A 26282-nucleotide genomic window follows, 5' to 3' on the forward strand; every position below is an offset into this window, starting at 1 on the left:
AGGTTTATAATTTGTAGTACTTAAAGTGTTTAAAGAGGGGGGCGCGTGTGAGGGTTCAAAGGATAGAAGTGGAGAATAAGCCGTATCCATTGTATTTATTACTAGATAAAGAATACCAGCTAAATGAATGCTTCTAGTAAAAGGAAAATTATCAGTCAGAGTGAGATCAGCAAAAAAATAGCTGTAATGAATGAAGAAATGCAAGGGTTTTGGGCTAATAATAGTTGGGATATAAGAAAATGTCCACATCCTTCTGCCATAGAATTAAGTAAGAATCCTGCTTTAAGAAATCGTTGGGTTCGTTTTGAACGTGTTAAAAATCTGTGGTTAAGAACAGAATTGAAATATTTTTATTTTTACCATTTAAACAATGGAATATGGAATGCAAAAACTGTCTGGATTAGAAAAGGAACAGTAATTAATAAAATGTTGGATTTTTTAGATTTAAAGTATCCCAGCATTACTTCAATTACTGAAGTTCCTATTGATAAAGCAATGACGGAGTATAGAACATATTTGACAAAACAGGGTGTTAGAATTACCACCACTAATTATAAGATTACTGCTAATCAAGAAAAAACACCTGTAAAAGCTAATTCTTACTATGTTACTAATCTTAAACAATTTATTGAGTTTTATGAGGATTTTTATTTTGATGGAGAGGAGTGGGATAAAGACGTTTGGGATAGACGAAACTTACCTTTGCCAGATGATAAGGTTAACCCAACACAATATGAATATACAATTAACTTTAAAGGGTTTCGGAATACATATTTTAAACAGCTTGTAAAAAGATATTGTAAGTTAAGATTGAACATGGATAGCTTTTCCTATGTAAGTGATATTGCCCAAAAACTTAAAGAGTTCTTTAATTTTCTGGACATAAAGTTTAAACACGTTCAGAGAGTACACCAATTAACGAGAGTGGAAATTGAAGCATATTTAAGTGAACTAAACATGATGGGGATAAAACCTAGTACAATAACTGGGAGGATCTCTATATTGGAAGGACTATTTAGTACCCTTCATAGGCTAGAATGGGATGATGTTCCTTCCAAATTATTAATTTATCCCGAGGACTATCCGAAAATACCAAGAGCAAAACCTCGCTTTATAGACGAATTCGTTCTAGAGCAATTGAACAGTCATCTTGATAAATTACCCGAATATATAGCTACGATGACTATGATTGTTCAAGAATGTGGAATGAGGATAAGTGAATTGTGCACCTTGAAAAAAGGCTGTTTATTAGAGGACAAAGATGGAGATTACTTTTTAAAGTATTATCAATGGAAAATGAAAAAGGAGCATATAGTTCCAATATCTAAAGAGGTAGTTTTACTTATTAAAGTTCGGGAAGATAAAGTTTCAGAGGAATTTCCAGATAGTGAATACCTCTTTCCAAGAAAAGATGGATCGCCATTAAAACAAGAAACATTTAGAGGCGAATTAAATAAATTAGCTTATGAGCAAAATATAGTGGATAAATTAGGCGAGATTTATAGATTCCATGCCCATGCCTTTCGCCATTCAGTAGGAACAAGAATGATTAACAACGGGGTGCCCCAGCATATTGTGCAGAAATTTTTGGGACATGAAAGCCCAGAAATGACAAGCAGATACGCTCATATCTTTGATGAAACTCTAAAAAATGAATTTACTAAATTTCAAGAAAAACTGGTTACCAATAATGGAGATGTGCTCAATCTAGATGATGATAGTGAAGTCGATGATGTAGAGCTTCAATGGTTCAAGAAAAATATAAATGCACAAGTGCTTCCAAATGGTTATTGTAGATTGCCAGTAATAGCAGGTGGTTGTCCACATGCGAATGCATGCTTAGATTGCACTCACTTCTGTACCAGTAAGCAATTCTTACCACAGCACGAAGAACAGTTAGAGCGTACAGAAGAGTTATTAACCATAGCAAAGGATAAACAATGGCAAAGACAAATAGAGACTAATAGCCGTGTTAAAGAGCGTTTAGAACAAATCATTGGAAGTTTAACGGGGTAATTATCAATGAATAAACAAGTTAGAAATACAACAGAAATTGTACGTTTGGCGAAGCAGAAATCACAAAAGACAAGAGAAAAAGTAGACAAAGCGATTTCTAAATTTTCGATTGAAGGTAAAGCTATTAATTTTAATTCAATAGCAAAGGAAGCTAATGTTTCTAAATCATGGCTTTATAAGGAACACGATATTAGGCAAAGAATCGAATCCCTTCGTGAGCGTCAAATAACATCAAATGTAGTCTCAAAACCCAAGAAAAGTTCTCGTTCGGAGGAAATCCTTATAAAAACCTTAAAAAGAAGAGTTATGGAATTAGAAAAAGAAAATAAAAAATTACAGAACCAAATTCAAAAATTATATGGAGATCTGTATAATAAAGAGTAGTTTTTATTATTAATCTGTAGACAGATTGTGAAAGGATGCACTTAAACTAACGGGGCAGTTATGTTTAAGATACTTTAAAATTTGGTTAAAATCTCCGAAAGGATTGGTTTCTAACATTAGAAACCAATCCTTTTTAATATTAATTATATATCATTCAAACAATCATTTGACTATTTGTTTATAGTGGGATATATTATAATCATCAAACAAACAGTCATTTGAATAAGGAGGGTAATTATGACAAAAGATATGTGTGAAGTTACCTATATTCATGAAGATAAGGTAAACAGGGCTAAAAAAGACCTTGCTAAACAGAATCCTATGGATGTAGCGAAAGTTTTTAAGGCTCTATCAGATGATACAAGAGTTAAAATTGCTTATGTTTTGTCTTTAGAGGGAGAGTTATGTGTTTGTGATGTAGCTAATATCATTGAATCTTCAACGGCTACGGCATCCCATCATTTAAGATTATTGAAAAATTTAGGTATAGCAAAATACCGTAAAGAAGGAAAATTAGTCTATTATTCACTAGATGATGAGCATGTTAAACAGCTTGTAGAAAAAGCTTTCTTGCATCAAAGGGAGGTTGCTAGTATTGGATAGTTCAACAAAAACATTAACAGAAGATAAACAGGTTTACCGTGTGGAGGGTTTCTCGTGTGCGAATTGTGCTGGGAAGTTTGAAAAAAATGTAAAAGAACTATCAGGGGTGCATGATGCTAAAGTCAATTTCGGAGCTTCCAAAATTGATGTCTTTGGCAGTGCAACCGTTGAAGATCTGGAAAAGGCTGGTGCTTTCGAGAATCTTAAAGTGGCACCAGAGAAGGCTAGAAGAAGGGTCGAACCAGTGGTAACAGAAGATAAAAATGTTTACCGTGTGGAGGGATTTTCTTGCGCAAACTGTGCTGGGAAGTTTGAAAAAAATGTAAAACAACTAGCTGGAGTTCAGGATGCAAAAGTGAACTTTGGCGCTTCTAAAATTGATGTATATGGAAACGCATCGGTTGAAGAGCTTGAAAAAGCAGGTGCTTTCGAGAATCTTAAGGTAATTCCTGAAAAACTGGCGAATCCATCGATACAAGCGGTCAAAGAAGACACTAAGGCTCCTAAAGAAGAGAAAATACCGTTTTATAAAAAACACAGCACATTGCTGTTTGCCACATTACTGATTGCTTTTGGTTACCTTTCTCACTTTGTAAATGGAGAAGATAACCTTGTAACGTCCATGTTATTTGTAAGTTCGATTGTAATTGGCGGATATTCACTATTTAAAGTTGGTTTTCAAAATTTGATACGCTTTGATTTCGACATGAAAACCCTGATGACCGTTGCAGTTATTGGAGCTGCCATCATTGGTGAATGGGCAGAGGCATCCATTGTTGTCATTCTCTTTGCAATCAGTGAAGCACTTGAACGTTTTTCTATGGATAGAGCAAGACAGTCCATTCGTTCATTGATGGATATTGCCCCAAAAGAAGCACTTGTTAGGCGGAATGGTCAGGAAATAATGATCCATGTGGACGATATTGCCGTGGGTGATATTATGATCGTCAAACCAGGGGAGAAAATTGCCATGGATGGGATCATTATAAATGGTGTGTCGGCTGTCAACCAGGCTGCTATAACAGGAGAATCTGTCCCTGTTGCCAAAACGGTAGATGATGAAGTATTTGCAGGCACGCTTAACGAAGAGGGACTACTTGAAGTAAAAATCACCAAATACGTAGAGGATACAACTATCTCCAAGATTATTCATCTGGTTGAGGAAGCACAAGGGGAGCGCGCTCCAGCGCAAGCATTCGTAGATAAATTTGCGAAATATTATACGCCGATCATTATGGTTATTGCGGCGCTCGTTGCAGTCGTTCCACCTTTATTCTTTGGTGGAAGTTGGGATACTTGGGTTTATCAAGGATTAGCGGTACTTGTAGTTGGATGTCCGTGTGCATTAGTTATTACTACTCCAATCTCGATTGTCTCGGCAATTGGAAATGCAGCTAAAAAAGGTGTGTTGATTAAAGGCGGTGTCTATCTAGAGGAATTAGGAGCCATTAAGGCAATCGCATTTGATAAAACAGGAACACTGACAAAAGGTGTACCAGTGGTAACAGATTTTAAAGTGTTAAATGATCAAGTGGAAGAAAAAGAGCTGTTTTCCATTATTACAGCTTTAGAATATCGATCACAACATCCACTTGCTTCAGCAATAATGAAGAAAGCAGAGCAAGATAATATTACTTATTCCGATGTTAGAGTGAAGGACTTCACTTCTATTACAGGTCGGGGCATTCAAGGGAATATAGATGGAACAACCTATTACATTGGCAGTCCAAGGCTTTTTAAAGAATTAAATGTTTCCGATTTTAGCCTTGAGTTTGAAAATAAAGTGAAAGTTTTACAAAACCAAGGGAAAACGGCCATGATTATTGGAACGGACCAAACAATCCTCGGCGTGATTGCTGTAGCAGATGAGGTCCGCGAAACAAGTAAAAATGTGATTCTAAAACTTCATCAGTTAGGAATCAAGCAAACAATTATGCTGACAGGTGATAATCAAGGTACCGCAGAAGCAATCGGTGCTCATGTAGGCGTTTCTGATATTCAGTCCGAATTGTTGCCACAGGATAAGTTGGACTATATTAAAAAAATGAAAGCCGAGCATGGTAATGTAGCTATGATTGGCGATGGCGTCAATGATGCTCCTGCACTTGCTGCATCCACTGTTGGCATTGCAATGGGCGGTGCTGGAACAGATACTGCCATCGAGACAGCTGATATTGCATTAATGGGAGATGATTTAAGTAAGCTTCCATTTGCAGTAAGACTTAGCAGGAAAACGCTAAATATCATCAAAGCGAACATCACGTTTGCCATCGGAATTAAGATAATTGCCTTACTATTGGTTATTCCAGGCTGGCTAACCCTTTGGATTGCGATTCTTTCCGATATGGGAGCCACTATTTTGGTAGCATTAAATAGTTTGCGACTGATGAGAGTGAAGGATAAATAGGTACTATATGTGTGCAATTTACGGAAGGACTTTTCATTTTGAAGAAAAGTCCTATCCCTAAAATATTTGGAGATGATAAAATGATCGCGACGATACTGACGGCTACTGCGGTATATGTAGCAACAGGAATTGATTATCTCGTCATATTAATTCTTTTGTTTTCGCAAGTAAAAAAAGGTCAGGTAAAACATATTTGGATAGGACAATATATAGGGACTGCAATTGTGATAGGAGCAAGTCTTTTAGTTGCACAGGGGGTTGTAAATTTAATTCCTCAGCAATGGGTTATCGGACTACTTGGACTTTTACCACTTTACCTAGGCGTGAAAATATGGATTAAAGGAGAAGAGGATGAAGATGAAAGTAGCATTTTATCTTTATTCTCCTCTGGAACATTTAATCAGTTATTTTTGACGATGATTTTCATCGTATTGGCTTCCAGTGCGGATGACTTTTCCATTTATATACCGTACTTCACGACCTTAAGTATGTCTGAAATCTTTATTGTCACTATTGTCTTTCTAATTATGGTTGGAGTTTTGTGCTATGTCAGTTACCGTCTAGCTTCCTTCGATTTTATATCGGAAACAATTGAGAAATATGAACGTTGGATTGTACCAATTGTATTCATTGGGCTAGGTATTTATATATTGTTTGAAAATGGAACATTCAATGCTCTGATTTCATTTCTTCTTTGAAGTGGCGAATCCAAACCATAAAGTAAAGTATAAAGAGGTTATCCTATTGATTGGGATAACCTTTTTATATTTAACTAATTATCATTTACGTTAAACACATGTACTTAAAGTAAGAACATTGATTTAAACCATTTTTTTCATAATTTACTCTTGATAAGATCCGACACCTTCTCCAGGAGATATCAAAATAACTCAGAGAATAAAAGAGATTAGTGAAATGATGGGCATTATATTATATGACCACATAATATTTTCAGAAAATGATCATCATTCAATTATCAAAAAAATTGCACTTTCTACTGGTATATATCCTTGCATTAATTTTATAAAAAATGCCCCTACTGAAGATATAAAAGCAATTGCTATGCTATTGTTCACTACCGTATTCATTGGTAATTTAAATAATGCTAATAATACAGGAATGATGATAAATGCTCCACCTGCACCCACAATTCCCGAAATTACACCAATTCCAAATCCAACTATAATAAATAGCAAAGGTTTAGATTTCGTCTCTTGTGTAGTAGGTTTAACTTTAATAAGCATCAATATTAAAGCAAGTATGGCGATTATTACATATACCGTATTTACAAAAGTAGCATTAAACAAACTAGCTAAAATTGCCCCTAACATGCTTCCAATCAACATACCCCCTCCCATATATATAACAAGTTTAGGAGAGAAAGCTGGTTGTTTTCTTGCATTTAATGATCCACTAAGTGTACTGAAAAATACTTGACTAGAGGTAAGTCCCGAAGCAATATATGCACTATACGCAGGTATACCTATTAATGGTGGCAATATAAGAATAGCTGGGTAAATAATAATTGCGCCCCCAATACCTATTAATCCAGATATAAATCCACCCAGTACGCCAATTAGCAACATAATAGTCATATTTGCTATATCCATTATTTACTTTTAACTAATAAATTAACTGCTTCATTAATTAATTCTTGAGAACTTTCATTATTTTCTTCTGCTGTTTTAACGCATTCTATTAAATTTTCACTAATTATAATCCCCATTAAACGTTGTATAGAACCTTTAGATGCACTAAGTTGCGTAATTATATCTTTGCAATCTTTTTCTTCTTCCATCATTTTTACGACACCATTTAATTGACCTTGTATTCTATTTATACGATTAATCATTTTTTTATCATAAGTCATATTCATTTCCTCCACATAAATTGATTAAGTTAATAATAATAAATTAAAACAAAATTGTCAAATACCCCTATAGGTATTTGGCAAATGATTCTATCCGTTTTATTATACCCTCATAGGTATTTATAGGAGGTAAGTATGGAACAATACAAAGAAGTACACATTAATTCATTAAACAAAGAAGAATTAGAAAAATTGGCAAAAATGGGTCAATTGATTGATGTTAGAACAAAAGAAGAATATGAATTAGGACACATTAACGGTTCAACTTTACACCCAGTAGAAGAGATTAAATCATTCAATAAGAATAGCAACAAAACGTATTATATACATTGTAAAAGCGGTAACCGAAGCACTAAAGCTTGCGATTATTTAGCCAAACAAGGTTATGATGTCGTGAATTTAAAGGGTGGATATAAAGATTATGAAGCAAAGAACTTCAATAGTGCTCCTTTAATAGAAAAAGATATTGAAATCAAAGAGAATCGTAAACAATTTGATTTTAGAGGTCTTCAGTGCCCTGGACCTATTGTTAATATCAGTAAAGAAATTAACAATATTTCAACGGGTGAGCAAATCGAGGTAACAGTTACAGATCCTGGTTTCAATAGTGATATTAAAAGTTGGGCGAAACAAACAGGGAATACCCTTGTAAATCTTACTGAAGAAGCAAATGTAATTAATGCAATTATTCAAAAAGAAAAGCCAAAAGAATTTGAAATCAATGACACTGCTACAGGTACAACAATTGTTTTATTTAGCGGTGAGTTAGATAAGGCAGTAGCAGCAATGATCATCGCAAATGGCGCTAAAGCAGCAGGTAAAGATGTAACTATTTTCTTTACTTTTTGGGGCCTCAACGCATTAAAAAAAGCGCAATCAACTCGCGTTAAAAAGAAAGGTATTTCCAAAATGTTTGACCTTATGTTACCTAAGGATCCAATACATATGCCATTATCAAAAATGAATATGTTTGGACTAGGTAATATTATGATGCGTTATGTAATGAACAAGAAAAATGTTGATTCTTTATACTCACTTATCGATCAAGCAATCGATCAAGATATAAAGTTAATTGCTTGTACCATGAGTATGGATGTTATGGGAATTTCAAAAGAAGAATTAAGAGATGAAGTCGATTATGGTGGCGTAGGTACTTATATTGGACATACTGAGCAAGCAAATCATAACTTATTTATCTAATCAATAAAATCTATTTTAAAAAGGAGTTTTTTTTGTTTTTCAAACAATTTTATGAAGACAATTTTTCACAAGCATCTTATTTAATTGGATGTCAACGTACAGGAGAAGCAATGATTATTGACCCTATACGAGATTTAACAAAATATTTAAAAGTTGCAGATAAAGAAGGATTCACAATTACTAAAGCTGCAGAAACACATATTCATGCTGATTTTGCTTCAGGTATTAGAGATGTGGCAAATAAATTGAATGCAAGTATATACGTATCTGATGAAGGTAAAGATGAATTTAATTATAAAAATATGCCTAAACAAACACATTTCGTTAAGCATCAAGATATTATCTATTTAGGAAAGATTAAATTAGAAGTCTTACACACTCCAGGCCATCCCCCTGAGAGTATTAGTTTTTTACTTACTGACGAAGGTGGGGGTTCCAGTATACCAATGGGATTATTTAGCGGTGACTTCATCTTTGTTGGTGATGTAGGTAGACCAGATCTATTAGAAAAAGCTGTAAATGTTGAAGGTTCTACAAAAATCGGAGCAAAACAAATGTATCAGTCCATACAATTTGCTGCAACATTACCAGACTATATTCAAATTTGGCCAGGTCATGGTGCAGGGAGTCCTTGTGGTAAAGCGCTAGGTTCATTACCTACAACTACTTTGGGTTATGAGAAAATAAACAACTGGGCTTTTAATGTTAAAGATGAAACTTCATTTATCGAAACTTTAACACTCAATCAGCCAGCTCCACCACACCATTTTTCACAAATGAAAAAAATAAATCAATTTGGTATGCAAATGTACCAACCATATAATGTTTACCCTAGTTCAAGCAATACACAAACTGCTTTTGATCTTCGAAGTAAAGAAGCATTCCATGGTGGTCATATGCATGGAACTATCAATATTCCTTTTAATAAAACTTTTATAAATCAAATTGGTTGGTATTTAGATTATGACTAAGATATTGAATTAATTGGCGATAAATCTACCGTTCAACAAGCTATTCATGCTTTACAATTAATTGGTTTTGAAAATGTAAAAAGTTACCGTTTGCCACAAACAAATATCGTCACATCATCTATTCATAGTTCTGAAATGACTGGTGAAGAACATAATGTATTAGATGTTCGTAATGATGATGAATGGCGTAAAGGTCATTTAAAACAAGCAATTCATATTCCTCACGGTAAACTTTTAAATGAAGATATACCTTTCGATAAAAATGACCTAATTTATGTACATTGTCAATCAGGTGTTAGAAGTTCAATAGCGGTAGGAATATTAGAATATAAAGGATTTACGAATATTGTTAACGTTAGAGGTGGCTATCAACATTTACCAGCATTTTTAAAATAGTTTTCTTCTGCAATAGAACTATAAAAATCCCTCAATCCGAAAATTCAATTCGGATTGAGGGATTTTTTTATAAAGACAATTACGAACTTTGATTATTCATTTGAATTAGTTTTTTATGCTTTTATATCTAAGTAAATATCATTAATCTGTAGTACTTTTTGGATAATTGCTAATGTACCACCTAGCAAAGTTGCAAATTTGACATTAGATGTTAACTTTATTTGAATTTCGTTACGTGAATATTGTTTGAACTGGTTCTTAATTGCTTCTAATATTTCAGGCATTTCATTGAACAATGGACAGTTAATGTAAATTGCATTCGGATTAAACTGGGTGTTTAAATTATGTATTAAAACAGCAATTTTATTTATAAATTGTTCCATTTCTTCAACTACGACTGGATTTTTTTCATTATAAAATTGAATTAATTTGCTAAGCGTCATCTTCTCATTTAGTTGATTACTTAAATTATGCAGTAAAGCTTCTTGTGAAAAAATATCTTCAATCTTATGAAAGATCTCCACATTATCGCTAACTTTTGAGACAAGTGTTTTTCCAATTTCACCCGCTTCCCCATTTGCACCACGATACAATTGATTATTAATAATAAGCCCAGCACCAATACCTTTATGTATACTTAAAGCAATAAGATTATTGTAGGATAAATTATGATTAAAATTACGTTCATATAACGCTGAAAGATTCGCTTCATTTTCAACTACGACTGGAACATTAGTAATTTCTTTTATTTTCTTAGCAATTGAAATTCCTTCAGTTTCATGGAATGGTAAATATGTCACATGCTGCTCATTATCCACAACTCCATGTATAGAAACAGACACACCTAATAGTCCGTTATAAGTATCAAGTTTCTCCTGAATATCAATATGTTTTTTTATTATGCTTAATATACTACTAACCTTTTCATCAGGTAAATCATAAGATTCATGCTTAATGACATTACCATCAAAATAATTGTACATCACTTCAACAGAACTATAAGTTAAATCCAAAGAAATAAAATAACCATAAAGATGATTAACCTTCAGAAGAATAGGTTTTCTACCACCACTCTTCGTGCTATCACCCTCACCAACCTCATTAACAAGAGATTTATACTTTAACTTATTCAAAATACTAGAAATCGTTGCCTTATTAATCTCAAGATTTTTAGATATTTGAGTACGCGAAATATTATGATGGTTATAAATTTCCCTTAGCACTCTTTTTTCATTATCATTTATATTTAAAATATTTTCCATAATTGCCTACCCCATAAGTTATTTTGAATTTAGTTTATAGTTTATCATGTATTTTTATACCAACTATTTTAACATAAATTAAATTAAACCTTAGAACAACTTAAAACCTCACTTAGGTTATCATCTTCGTTCTTTTATTTTTTTTATTATTTCAATAAATTACGTATTTCCAATATGACGATTTTTTATGCAAAGTCGTTGTATGTTTTTCAAATTTTTGACATTTATGCAATCTAAATAGCCAATTAGGGAATTTTTAACATTTTTTATTTGTTTGATATTATACTTAATGTATCTTAAATAGAAAGAGGGTATGCATATGGATTTCACTGGTGTTATTACAAGCATTATTGATTTAATCAAGACTTGCATTCAGGCTTTCGGTTAATTTTTTCAACTAAAAAACAGAGGAAATATTCAACGACTTGATTGTTTCCTCTGTTTTCTATGTATTGTTGTAAACACAACAATTTTATTTTTTATTCAATATATTTCTCAATTCTTCTATTTCATCTTGTGATAGATCTTCTTTTTCTACAAAGTTTAAGACAAGTGAATTGAAACCGCCTTTGTATACTTTATTGATAAAGTTTTTAGATGTTTTATATTTTATATCACTTTCTTCTACAAGAGAGTAATATTGAAAAATTTTATTGTCTTTTTTACGATCTATAAATCCCTTTTTATACAATCTCGTTATAAGTGTACGAATGGTTTTTGGACTCCAGTCCTTTTGCATTTGTATTTCTTCTATTATATTATTCGCACTTGCATATTTTTTCATCCAAATGATATTCATAACTTCCCATTCTGCAGATGATATTTCATACGTTTTATTATCCATTATATTAACTCCATTTCTTTTAAAATACGCTCAGAAATTTGTTGTGCTTTTTCGCCATTCGCATTGTCTTCGCCTTTTAAATGTGTAGCAAAATAATACGTATTATCTTTCGTTTCAACATAACCTACGAACCATCCATTTGCTTCTTTGTGATTCACGATTCCTGTTCCAGTTTTACCTACATATTTATAAGTATCTTTTTGTTTCAAAGTCATACTATTTTCAACTTTTTCAATAGCCTTATTATCAAAATGCATGTTATGTTGTTTCATATTTTTCAACAAATTAACCTGTTCTATTGCAGAAATTTTTAATGAAGATTCATTCCAATAATTTTCATTCCCTGATATTTCTTCATTACCATATTCAATTAGATCTAAATAAGATTTAACCTCATCTTGTCTTAAATGTTTGTTTAAATTTTCGTAATACCAATTTACTGAATATTTCATTGAAGAATTTAAATTTTGATCTTGGTTCCATTCTTTAAATGGATATTGATGTTTATCCCATTGTTGTTCAGTATGATTTAATGAGAGTAAATTTTGGTCGAATGCCATTAACGCTAAATAAATTTTGTAAGTAGAATTAGGTGAATATCGTTGTTTACTTTCTGGTTCATTATAAATAGAATAAGCTTGCTCCCGTTCATTATAAAGCACAAAACTTCCATCAAATCCTTTGAAATACGGAGCTAGTTGATTTAATTTTTTATATGATACATTTGTTTCATATTTGTCTTGTTGAACATGTGCAGATAGTAACGGTGCTTGTATTAAAAGCGATATACTACATACAATATACGCAACAATACGCTTGTTTCGATTAGGTTTAGGCATTGAATCATAAAGTGCAATATACTTAACACGTTCTTTAATATTTGAATTAAAACCTAGTAAATATTGTGCTGCCACATTATTTATGTGCTGAGATTTTAAAATAGAGCATTTTAATATCGATTCACCATAACGTATATGTTCATGGCGATTCAAAATTTTTAAAACGTTTCTATCACATACTTTTTCACAGTCATTGTCCATCATTGTTTTACTTATATATAGTGCAGGATTAAACCAGAATATCATTTTAAAAACAACATAAAGCTGGTTGAATATTAAGTCATGACTTTTCACATGTGATAGTTCATGTAGAATAATATATTCAATTTCTTTGTCATTCATGGTTTCGACTACGACAGTTGGTAGTACAATTTGGGATTTCACTAAACCAAATACCATCGGATTATCAATGTTTGAACTATAACTAATTGTTATATGCTTTTTGTAGAACTGCATCTTACTTTGACATACTTTAAGTCGTTCATTAAGATATGACGATTCCAATGACGAACTTTTAATAACATCAATTTGTCGGAATGCCTTAATCATATAAAATAAGCACAACAAACTACCAAATACCCATATCAAAAGAATCATATACGTTATATTTGAGGTCTCAAACTGATTAACATTAATTGCTAAGTCTTTCGTAACAGATGATTGTTGACCATCTAACATATGACTAACCGAAGAAGTCGTGTCAGATACATTTCGATTCATCATATCTTTTGAAAATGTAAAATTCGATATTTTGTAAAATGGTATTAATGGAATTAACGTGGAGACGAGCACTAATAACCAAATCTTATGTGACATAATATTTTGAGTATATTTTATATAGAGCATTCTCACTAAAAAAATTACACATATCGTGAGCAATGAACTGATTATACTTAACATTAAAAAAGATGATAACACCTTCTACACCTCCATATCACAAAAATTATAACATTATTTTGACATAAATACTACATTTGTAATATACTACAAATGTAGTCTTATATAAGGAGGATATTGATGAAAAAGATAAAAATTGTTCCACTTATTTTAATAGTTGTAGTTGTCGGGTTTGGTATATATTTTTATGCTTCAAAAGATAAAGAAATTAATAATACTATTGATGCAATTGAAGATAAAAATTTCAAACAAGTTTATAAAGATAGCAGTTATATTTCTAAAAGCGATAATGGTGAAGTAGAAATGACTGAACGTCCGATAAAAATATATAATAGTTTAGGCGTTAAAGATATAAACATTCAGGATCGTAAAATAAAAAAAGTATCTAAAAATAAAAAACGAGTAGATGCTCAATATAAAATTAAAACAAACTACGGTAACATTGATCGCAACGTTCAATTTAATTTTGTTAAAGAAGATGGTATGTGGAAGTTAGATTGGGATCATAGCGTCATTATTCCAGGAATGCAGAAAGACCAAAGCATACATATTGAAAATTTAAAATCAGAACGTGGTAAAATTTTAGACCGAAACAATGTGGAATTGGCCAATACAGGAACAGCATATGAGATAGGCATCGTTCCAAAGAATGTATCTAAAAAAGATTATAAAGCAATCGCTAAAGAACTAAGTATTTCTGAAGACTATATCAAACAACAAATGGATCAAAATTGGGTACAAGATGATACCTTCGTTCCACTTAAAACCGTTAAAAAAATGGATGAATATTTAAGTGATTTCGCAAAAAAATTTCATCTTACAACTAATGAAACAGAAAGTCGTAACTATCCTCTAGAAAAAGCGACTTCACATCTATTAGGTTATGTTGGTCCCATTAACTCTGAAGAATTAAAACAAAAAGAATATAAAGGCTATAAAGATGATGCAGTTATTGGTAAAAAGGGACTCGAAAAACTTTACGATAAAAAGCTCCAACATGAAGATGGCTATCGTGTCACAATCGTTGACGATAATAGCAATACAATCGCACATACATTAATAGAGAAAAAGAAAAAAGATGGCAAAGATATTCAACTAACTATTGATGCTAAAGTTCAAAAGAGTATTTATAACAACATGAAAAATGATTATGGCTCAGGTACTGCTATCCACCCTCAAACAGGTGAATTATTAGCACTTGTAAGCACACCTTCATATGACGTCTATCCATTTATGTATGGCATGAGTAACGAAGAATATAATAAATTAACCGAAGATAAAAAAGAACCTCTGCTCAACAAGTTCCAGATTACAACTTCACCAGGTTCAACTCAAAAAATATTAACAGCAATGATTGGGTTAAATAACAAAACATTAGACGATAAAACAAGTTATAAAATCGATGGTAAAGGTTGGCAAAAAGATAAATCTTGGGGTGGTTACAACGTTACAAGATATGAAGTGGTAAATGGTAATATCGACTTAAAACAAGCAATAGAATCATCAGATAACATTTTCTTTGCTAGAGTAGCACTCGAATTAGGCAGTAAGAAATTTGAAAAAGGCATGAAAAAACTAGGTGTTGGTGAAGATATACCAAGTGATTATCCATTTTATAATGCTCAAATTTCAAACAAAAATTTAGATAATGAAATATTATTAGCTGATTCAGGTTACGGACAAGGTGAAATACTGATTAACCCAGTACAGATCCTTTCAATCTATAGCGCATTAGAAAATAATGGCAATATTAACGCACCTCACTTATTAAAAGACACGAAAAACAAAGTTTGGAAGAAAAATATTATTTCCAAAGAAAATATCAATCTATTAACTGATGGTATGCAACAAGTCGTAAATAAAACACATAAAGAAGATATTTATAGATCTTATGCAAACTTAATTGGCAAATCCGGTACTGCAGAACTCAAAATGAAACAAGGAGAAACTGGCAGACAAATTGGGTGGTTTATATCATATGATAAAGATAATCCAAACATGATGATGGCTATTAATGTTAAAGATGTACAAGATAAAGGAATGGCTAGCTACAATGCCAAAATCTCAGGTAAAGTGTATGATGAGCTATATGAGAACGGTAATAAAAAATACGATATAGATGAATAACAAAACAGTGAAGCAATCCGTAACGATGGTTGCTTCACTGTTTTATTATGAATTATTAATAAGTGCTGTTACTTCTCCCTTAAATACAATTTCTTCATTTTCATTGTATGTTGAAAGTGACACTGTAACGAGTCCATTTTCTTTTTTTATGGATTTCTTATTTGTAATTTCAGCGATAACGTACAATGTATTACCTGGGTATACAGGTTTAATAAATTTAACGTTATTCATTTGTGTTCCTGCTACAACTTCTTCTCTGTTTTCAACGTAAAGTGTATAAAACAGAATGCGATACTATCAAGGGAGTTAAAACAATATACAGAACAGTAAAACACTATAAATAAAAATAAAAGTGCAATAAAAGTGCAATTTTTGCACCTAATCATACTCTGTTTATATATGAAAACTAGATTCTGAATCCAATATTTGGTTAACGAGAGGCGTTCGAATTTGAACGTCTTTTATATATTACTTTCAAATAAATATGAGGTAGAATACTATCTATTTTCTTTTTAACCCAATTGTTATAATGGAGAGTGTAAAATATTTTGTGTAAATAGAAAAAAGGAAGTCCCTTCTGTAGAATAGAGTTACCACAACACATTCACAGAAGAGAGGACTTCCCTATGAACGATTTTACTACAGAAATTCTAAAGACTCTAGCGAACAAAGGCGATTTGAATGAATTATTCCGTGTCCATTTGGAGAAAGCAGTCAATACGCTTCTCAAAACGGAGTTAACGGCTTTCCTAGATTACGAAAAGTATGATCGCATTGGTTTTAACACGGGTAATTCTCGTAACGGCTCCTATGACCGTACGGTCAAGACCGAGTATGGGGAACTTCATCTCCAGATTCCGCGCGACCGCAATGGTGAGTTCAAGCAACAGACTGTTCCTGCTTATAGACGGACGAATGACACGTTAGAGGAGACCGTCATTCACCTCTTCCGAAAAGGTATTACCATGTCGGAAATCGCAGACTTGATTGAGAAAATGTATGGGCATTACTACACGCCCCAAACCATGTCCAATATAACAAAATCATTTACAGAAGAGGTAACGGCGTTTAATGGGCGGGAGCTTCATGACCGTTATGCTGCTATTTATATGGACGCAACGTATATTCCGTTAAAGCGGAAAACCGTCGCCAAGGAAGCTATTCATATCGCAGTTGGCATTCGCCCGGACGGATCAAAGGAAGTATTGAGCTATGCGATTGCACCGACTGAATCCATCACGATTTGGGAGGAAATTTTATTGGACCTTCAAGAGCGCGGTTTGAAAAATGTCCTCCTGTTCATCACGGATGGCTTAAAGGGGATGGTAGGAGCGATTAGTCGGTTCTATCCCAAAGCTCGTTTTCAACATTGTTGTGTACACGTTTCCCGTAATATCAGTCATAAAGTGCGTGTCGATGATCGTAAGGAAGTCTGTGATGATTTTAAAATGGTGTATCAAGCCTCATCTAAAGAGGTGGCGTTGGAAGCACGTGGTACTTTTGCGGAAAAATGGAAAACCAGCTATCCAAAAGTGGTTGAATCGATTCTTTCGAACGATCACTTGCTCACTTTCTATGATTTCCCCTTGGCCATACGCAAGAGTATTTATTCTACGAACTTGATTGAATCCTTTAATAAACAAATCAAGAAATACAGCCACCGCAAGGAACAGTTCCAAAATGAAGAGTCGATGGAACGTTTCTTAGTCTCGTCTTTTGATACTTACAACCAAAAATTCCTAGGTCGCAGTCATAAAGGTTTCCAACAGGCCGAAGGCGAGCTCGAACAAATGCTAAGCCAACTGATTGAGAATTAGAAACAATCTGCAGTAGGGAAGAATCATTTACACAAAATTATTGACGCTCCCTTATAATGAGAACTTTTACTAACATAATTTATGATAAACTTACTATATAATCATATTAATTAAATAGTTAGGAGATCTGCTTATGTTTATATCTACTCTTCAAATTCGAAATTTTAGAAATTATGAATCCGAAATCTTTCGATTCGATAATGAGACAAATACTATTATAGGTGAGAATGATTCAGGGAAAACCAATGCTCTTACTGCATTGAGAATCTTATTAGATGATAGTTATTACTATAGTAGTAAAACACTAAAAGAATCAGATTTTTTTCATGGAATTCAAAATGGGTGGCAAGGGCATTGGATTATTATCTCTGCGACATTTGAAGGAATCAGCGAAGAAGAATTTGACAATGAGATTTGTGCTTCCATTTCTTTAAATTCTGAAAGTCAAACAATCTTAGAAGAATTGATTTCAAATGCAGATAAAGGTGTAGGTAGTATTTCTCTATTTATTAGACCTAACAAAGCTATTAGAAAGCAATTATTTGATATTTCCACTGAATTAGACTCTCATCAATTTAACGAATTTAGAAATTCTATTCGTCTATCCGACTATGAATTTTACTACACATCTAAATCAAATCTAAATTTCTGTATCAATGAAAATTATGATAAATTGGTAGGAAGACTCAATGACAATATAGCTAGTAATCCTGAAGAAGACGATGAAGCTCTGTTGGGCTCAAGAATTGACATGTCAGATATTTTCAAGCATATTTCGGTTGTTTATGTTGACGCTCTTCGAGATGTTCTTAGAGAAATGAAAAACAATCGAAACCCAGTCAAAAGAATCATGGAAACAATTGAATCAAAAATATCATCAGATAATGTTGAGTCATTAAAAACAATTATACAGCAATTAAATGAGACTATTACCAGTGTTCCTGAAATTAGGAAAATTGGCGAAAATATTAATCGGCAACTAAATAGCATAATTGGTTCAGTGTATTCTCCTAATCTTCTTCTTTCCTCAACTATGTCAGATGATATGGGTTCTTTAGCAAAATTTCTTTCAATGAAGCCAGAACAAAATATCGACTTAGACTTACTAGGGTTAGGACATCTAAATATGATTTATTTAGCTTTGAAAATAGTCGAATTTGAAGCGTGTCGTTCAAGAGAACTACTTAATATTATGTTGATTGAAGAACCAGAAGCTCATATTCATCATCATATTCAAAAAACTCTGTTCGAAGGATTAAATCTTCAAAAAAACTATACTCAGATTCTCATGACCACACATTCTGTACATTTAGCTGAAGTGTCTGAAATATCTCGGATGAATGTATTAAAATCGTTTAATGGCAAATCTATCGTTATGAATCCAGCAAATAATCTGAACTCATTTGCTAAAGAAAAGTTAAAAAAGAACAATCTAAATCTAATAAACGCAGTAGAGAGATATTTAGATGTTAAAAGAAATGGATTGCTTTTTTCTAAAGGTGTTATCTTAGTTGAAGGAGATGCTGAAGAAATACTTATTCCTCAAATAGTAAAAAAATTATTTGGTATAAACTTAGACGAACTTGGAATAGGTTTGATTAATGTTGGTAGTACTTCGTTTGAATATATCGCTAGCTTGTTTGACGATGATAGAATACAGAGAAAGTGTGCTATTGTAACTGATTTAGATGAACAGGCAATCCCATCAGAACATCGATTGTATAAAAGCACTGCACAAGAGAAAGGTCAAGCAAGAAAAGAAAAATTATCCTCCCTTTTTAATGAAAACAATTGGGTTAATTGTTTTTATGCTAATACAACATTTGAAATTGAGTTTTTAGATGTGAATAAAGAAAATATTCTAACTTATGTCAGTCCAATTATAGATGACGCATTCAAAGATAAAAAAACAATAACTGCTTATAAAGAAGAAATACAAAGTGAACAATATTTAGAAAGAAATTTAGCGATGTTAAAACTAGCCAATCATGTTGGTAAGGGGTGGTTTGCAATTGAGTTAGGTGAAAAAATTGACTTTTTAATCAAAATTCCTAAGTATATTCTTAATGCTATTGCTTTTGCATGTCAGGAAATAGTAGATCTCTCAATTTATAAAAAAATTCTACTCCATACAATCGACTTGTACGAGGAAACTACAGAATTGTCAGCTTTATCAGCTAGTTTAAAAACAAGTGATACAGCTGATTTGAATATAGCAATAATTTCTTTATTAGAGTACTTTGGTAAAGATGAGGATGTTGTGTATCTAATCAATCAGATAGAAAATTACACAAAAATACTTTATGCTGAGGTTTCAAAATGACAAATATCTTCGAAAAAATCGTAAATGATTTAAATTTAGAACAAAAAGATGTTGTGGAAAGTGAAGATAACCTTTATGTAAATGCATGTCCTGGGAGTGGGAAAACAAGGGTACTTACAAGGAAAATTGCTTACCAAGCAATTAAACACGATGGATCACTAAAAAGAATAATTGCTATCACATACACTAATAGAGCTGCTGAAGAAATTAAGGAACGCCTAAGTTTACTTAGTATAGATGATGATATTAATATTTGGGTGGGGACAATACATCAGTTTTGTCTTGAATTTATTATTTATCCTTTTAAAATGAATCTCTCAAGAGTATCAAAAGGATTTACAATTATTGATGATTATACTCAAAGAGCTTACGTCAGCCAAATTAATAATATGCTGAATTTAAATCTCAAAACGTATGAACTGAACAAAATTGATTTGTCACTTTCTCATGATTTTAAAATTAATGAAGTTCAGTATACTCAAGTTTCTGAAATGTATCACACTATGTTGGAAAAAAATAAAGAAATTGATTTTGATATGATTTTACTAGTAGCGTATAAAATTTTAACTGTAAACAGTAACGTTGCACGTAATATTGCTAGTAATATAAGGGCGATTTATGTGGATGAATTTCAAGATACTAGAGAATTACAATACAATGTAATAGCTAAATTACTTCAAAACAACCCTCAAATTCAGTCAATGTTTGTTGGAGATATTGACCAAGCAATTTATGGATCATTAGATGGTATAGCTAAATCAGTTGAAGAACTAGAAATGCTAACTAGTCACACTTTTCAATCAAAGACGCTACATGGCTGTTACAGGTCTAATCAGAGATTAGTAGACTTCTACTCTAATTTTCAGAGTTGTCCTTACGAGATTGAAAGCAGAGGGAATAATAAAAACGACCGTGGTTTTATAAGTTATGATTGCAAAGTTACTAAGGAGGATTTACCCAACATAATAAAAAATATAATAAAGGAAAAGATTGAAAGCGGCATTCATGAAAAAGATATTTGTGTACTTGCTCCTCAACACTATCCTCTGTTTTCACTGGGTGAGTATTTAAAGAAAGAATTACCGTATTGCAATTTTGATGCTATAAATATATCACCAATTAAGGTAAATAATCATAGTTTATTTTTCAAGTTAGCAATTTTGTACTTTACTGAATCAGGTGAAAAGGTTCGAAGAAGAAAGCTAATTGCAAACGATATTTTAATTATATTAAAAAATGAATTTGGAATAGAAGTTAAAGATTATTTTATTGACTTAGATTTATTACAGCTAATAAACAGTGTGAAAAGAATGTATAGTGGAGACGACAACGGTGTTGATTTATACAAATTTGTTACCAAACATATATTTGTTAATCTTAATATTGACGAGAAAAATTACCCGTCTATTTTTAAGCACTATCTATTTTTTATTAACGAAGTAGAAGATCGGATAAAAAATAATTCATTATCTAGTAGTGTATCTAGTTTTAAGAAGATGTTTAAATCTCGAGATGGTATCACACTTACTACAGCACATAAAGTTAAAGGAAATGAGTATGATACTGTTATCGCTATTAATCTTCTAAACGGGAAAATTCCTCATTGGAATGAAATTTTTAATGTTTCTGATAAAGGAATTAGTTCAGCGAGAAAACTACTATACGTAATTTGTTCAAGAGCAAAAAATAATTTATTTCTTTTCTCAGAGGTGGGTTATTTTACGAGTAAAGGAGACTTGCTTTATCCCACTCAATTATTAGATAAAATAGAATTTGATTATAATATTTAAAATACCTAGGTAGTCGTTGTTTTAAATATAGTAGGAATCGGACGCTCAGTACGGAGCGTCTATTTTTTTACCCAATTTTGAAAGGAAGTGAACTTATGAAAATAAAAAATCAAGAATCAAAAGGTCGCTCTCCCCCCTTTAAAACCATCACACAAATAAGATTCATTCAAACATAAAAACAGAAAGGATAGGTAAAAATATGGAACTTAAATATGTCATTCCCAATATGGAAAAAACATTTGGACAATTAGAATATGCTGGTGAAGGGAACATTGAACAACGTCGAATAAATGGCAGACCAACCATTCTCTCTCGTAGTTACAATTTATACTCAACGATTCAACGAGCAGATGATATTGTTGTCATTCTTCCCTCCGAAGCTGGCGAGAAACATTTTGAATCCGACGAAAAAGTCAAACTCATCAACCCACATATTACCGCAGAAGGTTATAAAATTGGCAATCGAGGATTTACCAATTACATTATGCACGCAGACGATATGGTGAAAGCATAAGAAAGGAAAGGTGAAAAAATATGAGATTAGCAGAAGGTATTGTGATTGAAAAAGACCAGACATTTGGCACATTGAAATTTTCCGCCTTGCGTCGTGAGGTTCGTATCCAGAATGAAGATGGTACGGTTTCCGAAGAAATTAAAGAACGTACCTATGACTTAAAATCAAAAGGACAAGGACGCATGATACAAGTCAGTATCCCCGCTTCTGTTCCTTTGAAAGAATTTGACTACAACGCAGAAGTGGAATTAATCAATCCTGTGGCAGATACCGTAGCGACGGCTACTTTTCGAGGGGCAGACGTTGATTGGTACGTGAAAGCAGACGATCTTGTATTAAAAGGACAGACAAAACCTCATCAGAAATATAAAAAAGAAGCGTCCGAAAGTGAAAAATAGGTGTTGCTTATGACAAACACACCATTGATTTTGAAAGAAATTCCGAAGGATGAAGCCATTTCTTTTATTCGGCAATACCATTATTCAAAGATACTCCCTAGATTGTGTAAATACTTTCTAGGGATTTTTTCAGAAGAAAAATTATTAGGCGTTGTGGAATTAGGCTGGGGTACGCAACCCCTACAAACCATACGCAAACTCTTTCCCGACAGTTCCCTTCAAACCACAGATTATTTAGAAATTGGAAAGATGTGTTTTCTTCCAGAAATGAATCAAACCAATTATTTTGGCAGTCAAGCTCTTTCAGCTCTAATTAAGTGGTTGAAAGAACATACGGACTGTCATTTTTTATATACACTGGCAGATGGAATTGAGGGAAAATGTGGCTATGTCTATCAAGCGTCCAACTTCTTTTACTGCGGGTATTTCAAGACAAGTGTCTATCGTGATAAGCAGTCATGGGAAAAGATACACCCTCGAAGTGCTCGCCTTTTATTAGAGGAAAATGCTCGCTTTGAACAGGTAGAGAAAAAGCATTGGCTTTCCCAGGCATTTTGCGAATACAAAGGGATTGAGAAAATCAATGGACGCATGTTTCGCTATCTCTATCCGTTGACAAAAGAAGCGAAAAAACTGTTAGGACACACTCTCTATCGACGTCATTATTATCCGAAAGAAAAAAATTTACGCTTTGAAAAGCGAATCGCTTATCAGAAATATGAAGCCATTTCTCAACCAACTTTTGATAAACAGGCTCGTATCTACAATACACAATTATTTTGATAGGTGGAAAGGAGGATTTTTATGCCATTGCTTCATGACAGAGGAGAGCGAATCAAAGCCAACGATAAGCACTTGGTCTATCATTTTGTACTAATTTCATTGCTGGTAGTTTTTCTAGTCGTCCTACTCCCTTTTCATTGGAGAGCGTTACAATCGGTGAACTGGCAAGCAGTTCAGTTAGATACATTTTTCTATCAACTTCATACGCCATACTTTTGGAGCAGTATTCTCACTGCTCTTTTTGTATGCGGACTTATCAGCTGGCTTTATTATCACTATCGTATAGATTCTATAAAACAGTTAGAGCACCGTCAAAAGTTAGCTCGTATGATTTTAGAAAATCATTGGTATGAAGCCGAAGAAACTCAATCAGAGGGATTCTTTAAAGATTTACCCAGCAAGAAAACCAAACAACGAATCCGCCATTTTCCTAAAATATATTATCGAATGAAAGATGGACTAATCCATATTCATGTAGAAATCACCTTAGGGAAATATCAAGATCAGCTTTTGCACCTAGAAAACAAACTAGAAACAGGATTGTATTGTGAATTAGTGGAAAAAACGTTGAAAGATTCTTATGTAGAGTATGTCCTACTTTATGATACTATTGGCAATCGAATTGGCATTGAAGACGTGGTAGCTCAAGATGGACGTGTCAAATTGATGGAATCGGTCTATTGGGAGTTCGATTCTCTCCCTCACATGTTAATTGCTGGGGGCACTGGTAGTGGAAAATCCTATTTTATTCTCACATTGATTGAATCTCTCCTGCATACAAATGCAAAGCTTTATATTCTTGACCCTAAAAATGCTGATTTGGCAGACTTAGGGGCGGTCATGAATAATGTCTATTACCGTAAAGAAGATATGTTGGCATGTATCAATCAATTTTACGAAGATATGATTGATCGCAGTGAAACCATGAAACAACACCCTAACTATAAAACAGGAGAAAATTATGCTTATCTTGGTTTGTCTGCCAATTTTCTTATTTTTGATGAATATGTGGCAATGATGGATATGCTAGGTCGTGAAAGTACCACCGTTATTCATAAACTCAAACAAATTGTAATGTTAGGACGACAAGCAGGCTTCTTTTTAATTCTTGCCTGTCAACGTCCAGACGCAAAATATTTTAGTGATGGGATTCGGGACAACTTTAACTTCCGTGTGGCTTTGGGTCGTATGTCTGAAATGGGCTTTGGTATGATGTTCGGAAGCGATACACAAAAACAATTTTTCTTAAAACCCATCAAGGGAAGAGGTTACGTGGATACAGGAAAAAGTGTGATTAGTGAGTTTTATACACCCCTTGTACCAAAAAGGTACGATTTCTTAGGAGAAATAGGAAAAGTCATTCAAAAAAAGCAATCTGAGCCTGTACCGCACGAAGTGAAAGGTACAGGTTCAGACTTGCTTTGATTGGTGTGGCGTTAGCCACGCCAATCCTTTAGCCCCCTCTATCTAACAGGGGGGCACAAATACAACTGAAAACAGGCAATTCTCATCAACCAATGTTGATGGTACAAAGGATTGCGGAAAATATGAAAGGTGTAAACTCAAGGGTCATAGTTTACATCTTTTTTAGATTGGAGGTTTGCGAATGGAAAACGAAAAAATTTGGATTAAGGAATTGAAAGAAAAGCGACTGGCTTATGGCGTTTCTCAAAATAAACTGGCGGTTGCTTCTCATATTACCAGACCTTACCTATCGGATATTGAAACAGGCAAGGCAGTCCCTACTCAACAGGTGAAAGAAGATTTACTGAACGCTTTGGAACGCTTCAATCCCGATAACCCATTGGAGATGTTATTCGACTATGTACGGATTCGATTCCCTACCAATGATGTGGCTCAAATTATCGGTGAGGTTTTACGTTTGAATATGGATTATATGCTACACGAAGACTTTGGCTATTATTCTTATCCCGAACACTATCGTTTCGGTGATATTGTTGTCCTAGTCTCTCATGATGTAAGTAAAGGTGTTTTATTAGAACTGAAAGGAAAAGGCTGTCGGCAATTTGAAAACTTTCTATTGGCTCAACATCGGAGCTGGTATGATTTCTTTCAAGATTGCATGGAACATAAAGGTATTTTCAAACGCTTGGATTTAGCTATCAACGATAAAACAGGGATTTTGAATATTCCAGATTTGGCAAAGAAATGTAAACAGGAAGAATGCATTTCCGTCTTTCGAAGCTTTAAAAATTATCGCAGTGGTGAATTGGTTCACCGTGATGAAAAACCATACATGGGAAACACACTTTATATTGGCTCATTAAAAAGTGAAGTCTATTTCTGTATATATGAGAAAGATTATGAGCAATACGTGAAAAATGATGTTCCCTTAGAAGACGCAGAAGTAAAGAATCGGTTTGAAATTCGGTTAAAAAATGACCGAGCCACCCAAGCCATGAAAGATTTATTGGCACATCAACAGGCGGAAAAAACAGCCTTTGAAATTATCAATCGCTATATCCGCTTTGCAGATAAAGACGACACTAAACGTCGGAGTGATTGGAAAACTAATGAACGTTGGGAATGGTTTATCGGTAAAAATCGTGGAGCATTACGCCTAACCACACAGCCAGAGCCTTATTCTTTTGAACGAACATTGAACTGGTTACATCATCAAGTCGCCCCTACATTAAAAATCGCAAGCATTTTAGATGTTCTCAACGGTACAACCATTATCTCCACCATGATTCAGGAAGCCAAACTGACAGAAAAACATGAGAAATTAATTGAACAACAACATCTAGCCATGGAGGATTTGATTACATGAGCCTTTTAACAAAAGAATTAAAGAAGTTAGGGTTTCAGTGTGGCATTGAG

Annotated in this window: 20 protein-coding genes and 4 pseudogenes; 18 read left to right on the forward strand and 6 right to left on the reverse strand. The window is 33.2% G+C overall.

Annotated features, from left to right (window positions below; genetic code table 11):
• Positions 1-47: 47 nt before the first annotated feature.
• The 6 genes and pseudogenes from LQ673_RS14870 to LQ673_RS05585 form a co-directional block, all read left to right on the forward strand.
• Positions 48-128 (forward strand): annotated as a pseudogene (locus LQ673_RS14870) (site-specific integrase); the annotation flags it as partial.
• On the forward strand, positions 124-2016 hold the full coding sequence (locus LQ673_RS05565; RefSeq protein ID WP_002485298.1) for a site-specific integrase: 1893 nt from the start codon (positions 124-126) through the stop codon (positions 2014-2016). The pseudogene LQ673_RS14870 and the gene LQ673_RS05565, both read left to right, overlap by 5 nt.
• A gap of 6 nt (positions 2017-2022) precedes the next feature.
• The gene (locus LQ673_RS05570) at positions 2023-2400 is read left to right on the forward strand and encodes a DUF6262 family protein (protein ID WP_001041908.1); all 378 of its coding nucleotides are present in this window, start codon (positions 2023-2025) and stop codon (positions 2398-2400) included.
• 237 nt (positions 2401-2637) lie between these two features.
• A complete protein-coding gene (locus LQ673_RS05575; protein WP_000159127.1) occupies positions 2638-3003 on the forward strand; it encodes an ArsR/SmtB family transcription factor in 366 nt (121 codons plus the stop codon).
• A complete protein-coding gene (locus tag LQ673_RS05580; RefSeq protein ID WP_000378485.1) occupies positions 2996-5410 on the forward strand; it encodes a cadmium-translocating P-type ATPase CadA in 2415 nt (804 codons plus the stop codon). Before LQ673_RS05575 ends, LQ673_RS05580 begins: the two co-directional genes overlap by 8 nt.
• 80 nt (positions 5411-5490) lie before the next feature.
• Positions 5491-6108: a CadD family cadmium resistance transporter gene (locus LQ673_RS05585; RefSeq protein ID WP_239705863.1), complete on the forward strand. Its 618-nt coding sequence runs from the start codon at positions 5491-5493 to the stop codon at positions 6106-6108.
• 273 nt (positions 6109-6381) lie between these two features.
• Here the strand turns inward: LQ673_RS05585 and LQ673_RS05595 are convergent.
• Together LQ673_RS05595 and cstR are read right to left on the reverse strand one after the other, a co-directional pair.
• Positions 6382-7020, reverse strand: a pseudogene (locus LQ673_RS05595) (sulfite exporter TauE/SafE family protein); the annotation flags it as partial.
• Positions 7020-7280 carry a persulfide-sensing transcriptional repressor CstR gene (cstR, locus tag LQ673_RS05600; protein ID WP_000220507.1) on the reverse strand — a complete coding sequence of 87 codons (261 nt, stop codon included), beginning with the start codon at positions 7278-7280 and terminating at the stop codon, positions 7020-7022. The gene cstR and the pseudogene LQ673_RS05595, both read right to left, overlap by 1 nt.
• 135 nt (positions 7281-7415) lie before the next feature.
• Here cstR and LQ673_RS05605 point away from each other — a divergent pair, with 135 nt between their 5' ends.
• Positions 7416-8480 (forward strand): DsrE/DsrF/DrsH-like family protein, encoded by a 1065-nt coding sequence (locus LQ673_RS05605; protein WP_000438836.1) that lies wholly within the window; start codon positions 7416-7418, stop codon positions 8478-8480.
• 32 nt (positions 8481-8512) lie between these two features.
• Positions 8513-9847 (forward strand): annotated as a pseudogene (gene cstB / locus LQ673_RS05610) (persulfide dioxygenase-sulfurtransferase CstB).
• A 113-nt stretch (positions 9848-9960) separates the two neighbouring features.
• Here cstB and LQ673_RS05615 read toward each other — a convergent pair.
• Positions 9961-11109 carry an ROK family transcriptional regulator gene (locus LQ673_RS05615; RefSeq protein WP_000427807.1) on the reverse strand — a complete coding sequence of 383 codons (1149 nt, stop codon included), beginning with the start codon at positions 11107-11109 and terminating at the stop codon, positions 9961-9963.
• A gap of 319 nt (positions 11110-11428) precedes the next feature.
• Here LQ673_RS05615 and psm-mec point away from each other — a divergent pair, with 319 nt between their 5' ends.
• A complete protein-coding gene (psm-mec, locus tag LQ673_RS05620; protein WP_014532405.1) occupies positions 11429-11497 on the forward strand; it encodes a phenol-soluble modulin PSM-mec in 69 nt (22 codons plus the stop codon).
• Between the two features lie 84 nt (positions 11498-11581).
• Here the strand turns inward: psm-mec and mecI are convergent, their stop codons facing one another.
• Entirely contained in the window at positions 11582-11953 is a 372-nt protein-coding gene (gene mecI, locus LQ673_RS05625) for a mecA-type methicillin resistance repressor MecI (RefSeq protein WP_000369214.1), read from the reverse strand.
• Complete coding sequence (gene mecR1, locus LQ673_RS05630) at positions 11953-13710, reverse strand: beta-lactam sensor/signal transducer MecR1 (protein ID WP_000952923.1); 1758 nt, start codon at positions 13708-13710, stop codon at positions 11953-11955. The genes mecI and mecR1 overlap by 1 nt, the downstream gene beginning before the upstream one ends.
• A 96-nt stretch (positions 13711-13806) precedes the next feature.
• Between mecR1 and mecA the strand changes: the two genes are divergently transcribed.
• Positions 13807-15816, forward strand: coding sequence for a PBP2a family beta-lactam-resistant peptidoglycan transpeptidase MecA (gene mecA, locus LQ673_RS05635; RefSeq protein WP_063852655.1), 2010 nt, complete (start codon positions 13807-13809; stop codon positions 15814-15816).
• A gap of 45 nt (positions 15817-15861) precedes the next feature.
• On the opposite strand, the pseudogene LQ673_RS05640 reads toward mecA, so the two are convergent.
• A pseudogene (locus LQ673_RS05640) lies at positions 15862-16074 on the reverse strand (MaoC/PaaZ C-terminal domain-containing protein); the annotation flags it as partial.
• A 368-nt stretch (positions 16075-16442) separates the two neighbouring features.
• Between LQ673_RS05640 and LQ673_RS05645 the strand changes: the two are divergent.
• From LQ673_RS05645 to mobT, 8 genes are all read left to right on the forward strand, one after another.
• Entirely contained in the window at positions 16443-17633 is a 1191-nt protein-coding gene (locus tag LQ673_RS05645) for an IS256-like element ISLgar5 family transposase (protein ID WP_000997694.1), read from the forward strand.
• Positions 17634-17766: 133 nt separating this feature from the next.
• The gene (locus LQ673_RS05650) at positions 17767-19956 is read left to right on the forward strand and encodes an ATP-dependent nuclease (RefSeq protein WP_000470931.1); all 2190 of its coding nucleotides are present in this window, start codon (positions 17767-17769) and stop codon (positions 19954-19956) included.
• Positions 19953-21746, forward strand: coding sequence for an ATP-dependent helicase (locus LQ673_RS05655; protein WP_000181735.1), 1794 nt, complete (start codon positions 19953-19955; stop codon positions 21744-21746). The genes LQ673_RS05650 and LQ673_RS05655 overlap by 4 nt, the downstream gene beginning before the upstream one ends.
• Positions 21747-21945: 199 nt before the next feature.
• Positions 21946-22260 (forward strand): YdcP family protein, encoded by a 315-nt coding sequence (locus LQ673_RS05660; protein ID WP_000421279.1) that lies wholly within the window; start codon positions 21946-21948, stop codon positions 22258-22260.
• A 20-nt stretch (positions 22261-22280) separates the two neighbouring features.
• The gene (locus LQ673_RS05665) at positions 22281-22658 is read left to right on the forward strand and encodes a YdcP family protein (RefSeq protein ID WP_001234191.1); all 378 of its coding nucleotides are present in this window, start codon (positions 22281-22283) and stop codon (positions 22656-22658) included.
• A gap of 9 nt (positions 22659-22667) precedes the next feature.
• Positions 22668-23441 carry a Mom family adenine methylcarbamoylation protein gene (locus LQ673_RS05670; RefSeq protein ID WP_000185761.1) on the forward strand — a complete coding sequence of 258 codons (774 nt, stop codon included), beginning with the start codon at positions 22668-22670 and terminating at the stop codon, positions 23439-23441.
• Between the two features lie 21 nt (positions 23442-23462).
• Positions 23463-24866 (forward strand): FtsK/SpoIIIE domain-containing protein, encoded by a 1404-nt coding sequence (locus LQ673_RS05675; RefSeq protein ID WP_001130244.1) that lies wholly within the window; start codon positions 23463-23465, stop codon positions 24864-24866.
• 181 nt (positions 24867-25047) lie between these two features.
• A complete protein-coding gene (gene mobT / locus LQ673_RS05680) occupies positions 25048-26232 on the forward strand; it encodes a MobT family relaxase (RefSeq protein WP_000426689.1) in 1185 nt (394 codons plus the stop codon).
• The last annotated feature ends 50 nt before the right edge of the window (positions 26233-26282 follow it).

The sequence above is a fragment of the Mammaliicoccus sp. O-M54 genome (genome assembly GCF_022386035.1).
In the GTDB taxonomy this organism is placed as follows: Bacteria; Bacillota; Bacilli; order Staphylococcales; family Staphylococcaceae; genus Mammaliicoccus; species Mammaliicoccus sciuri_A.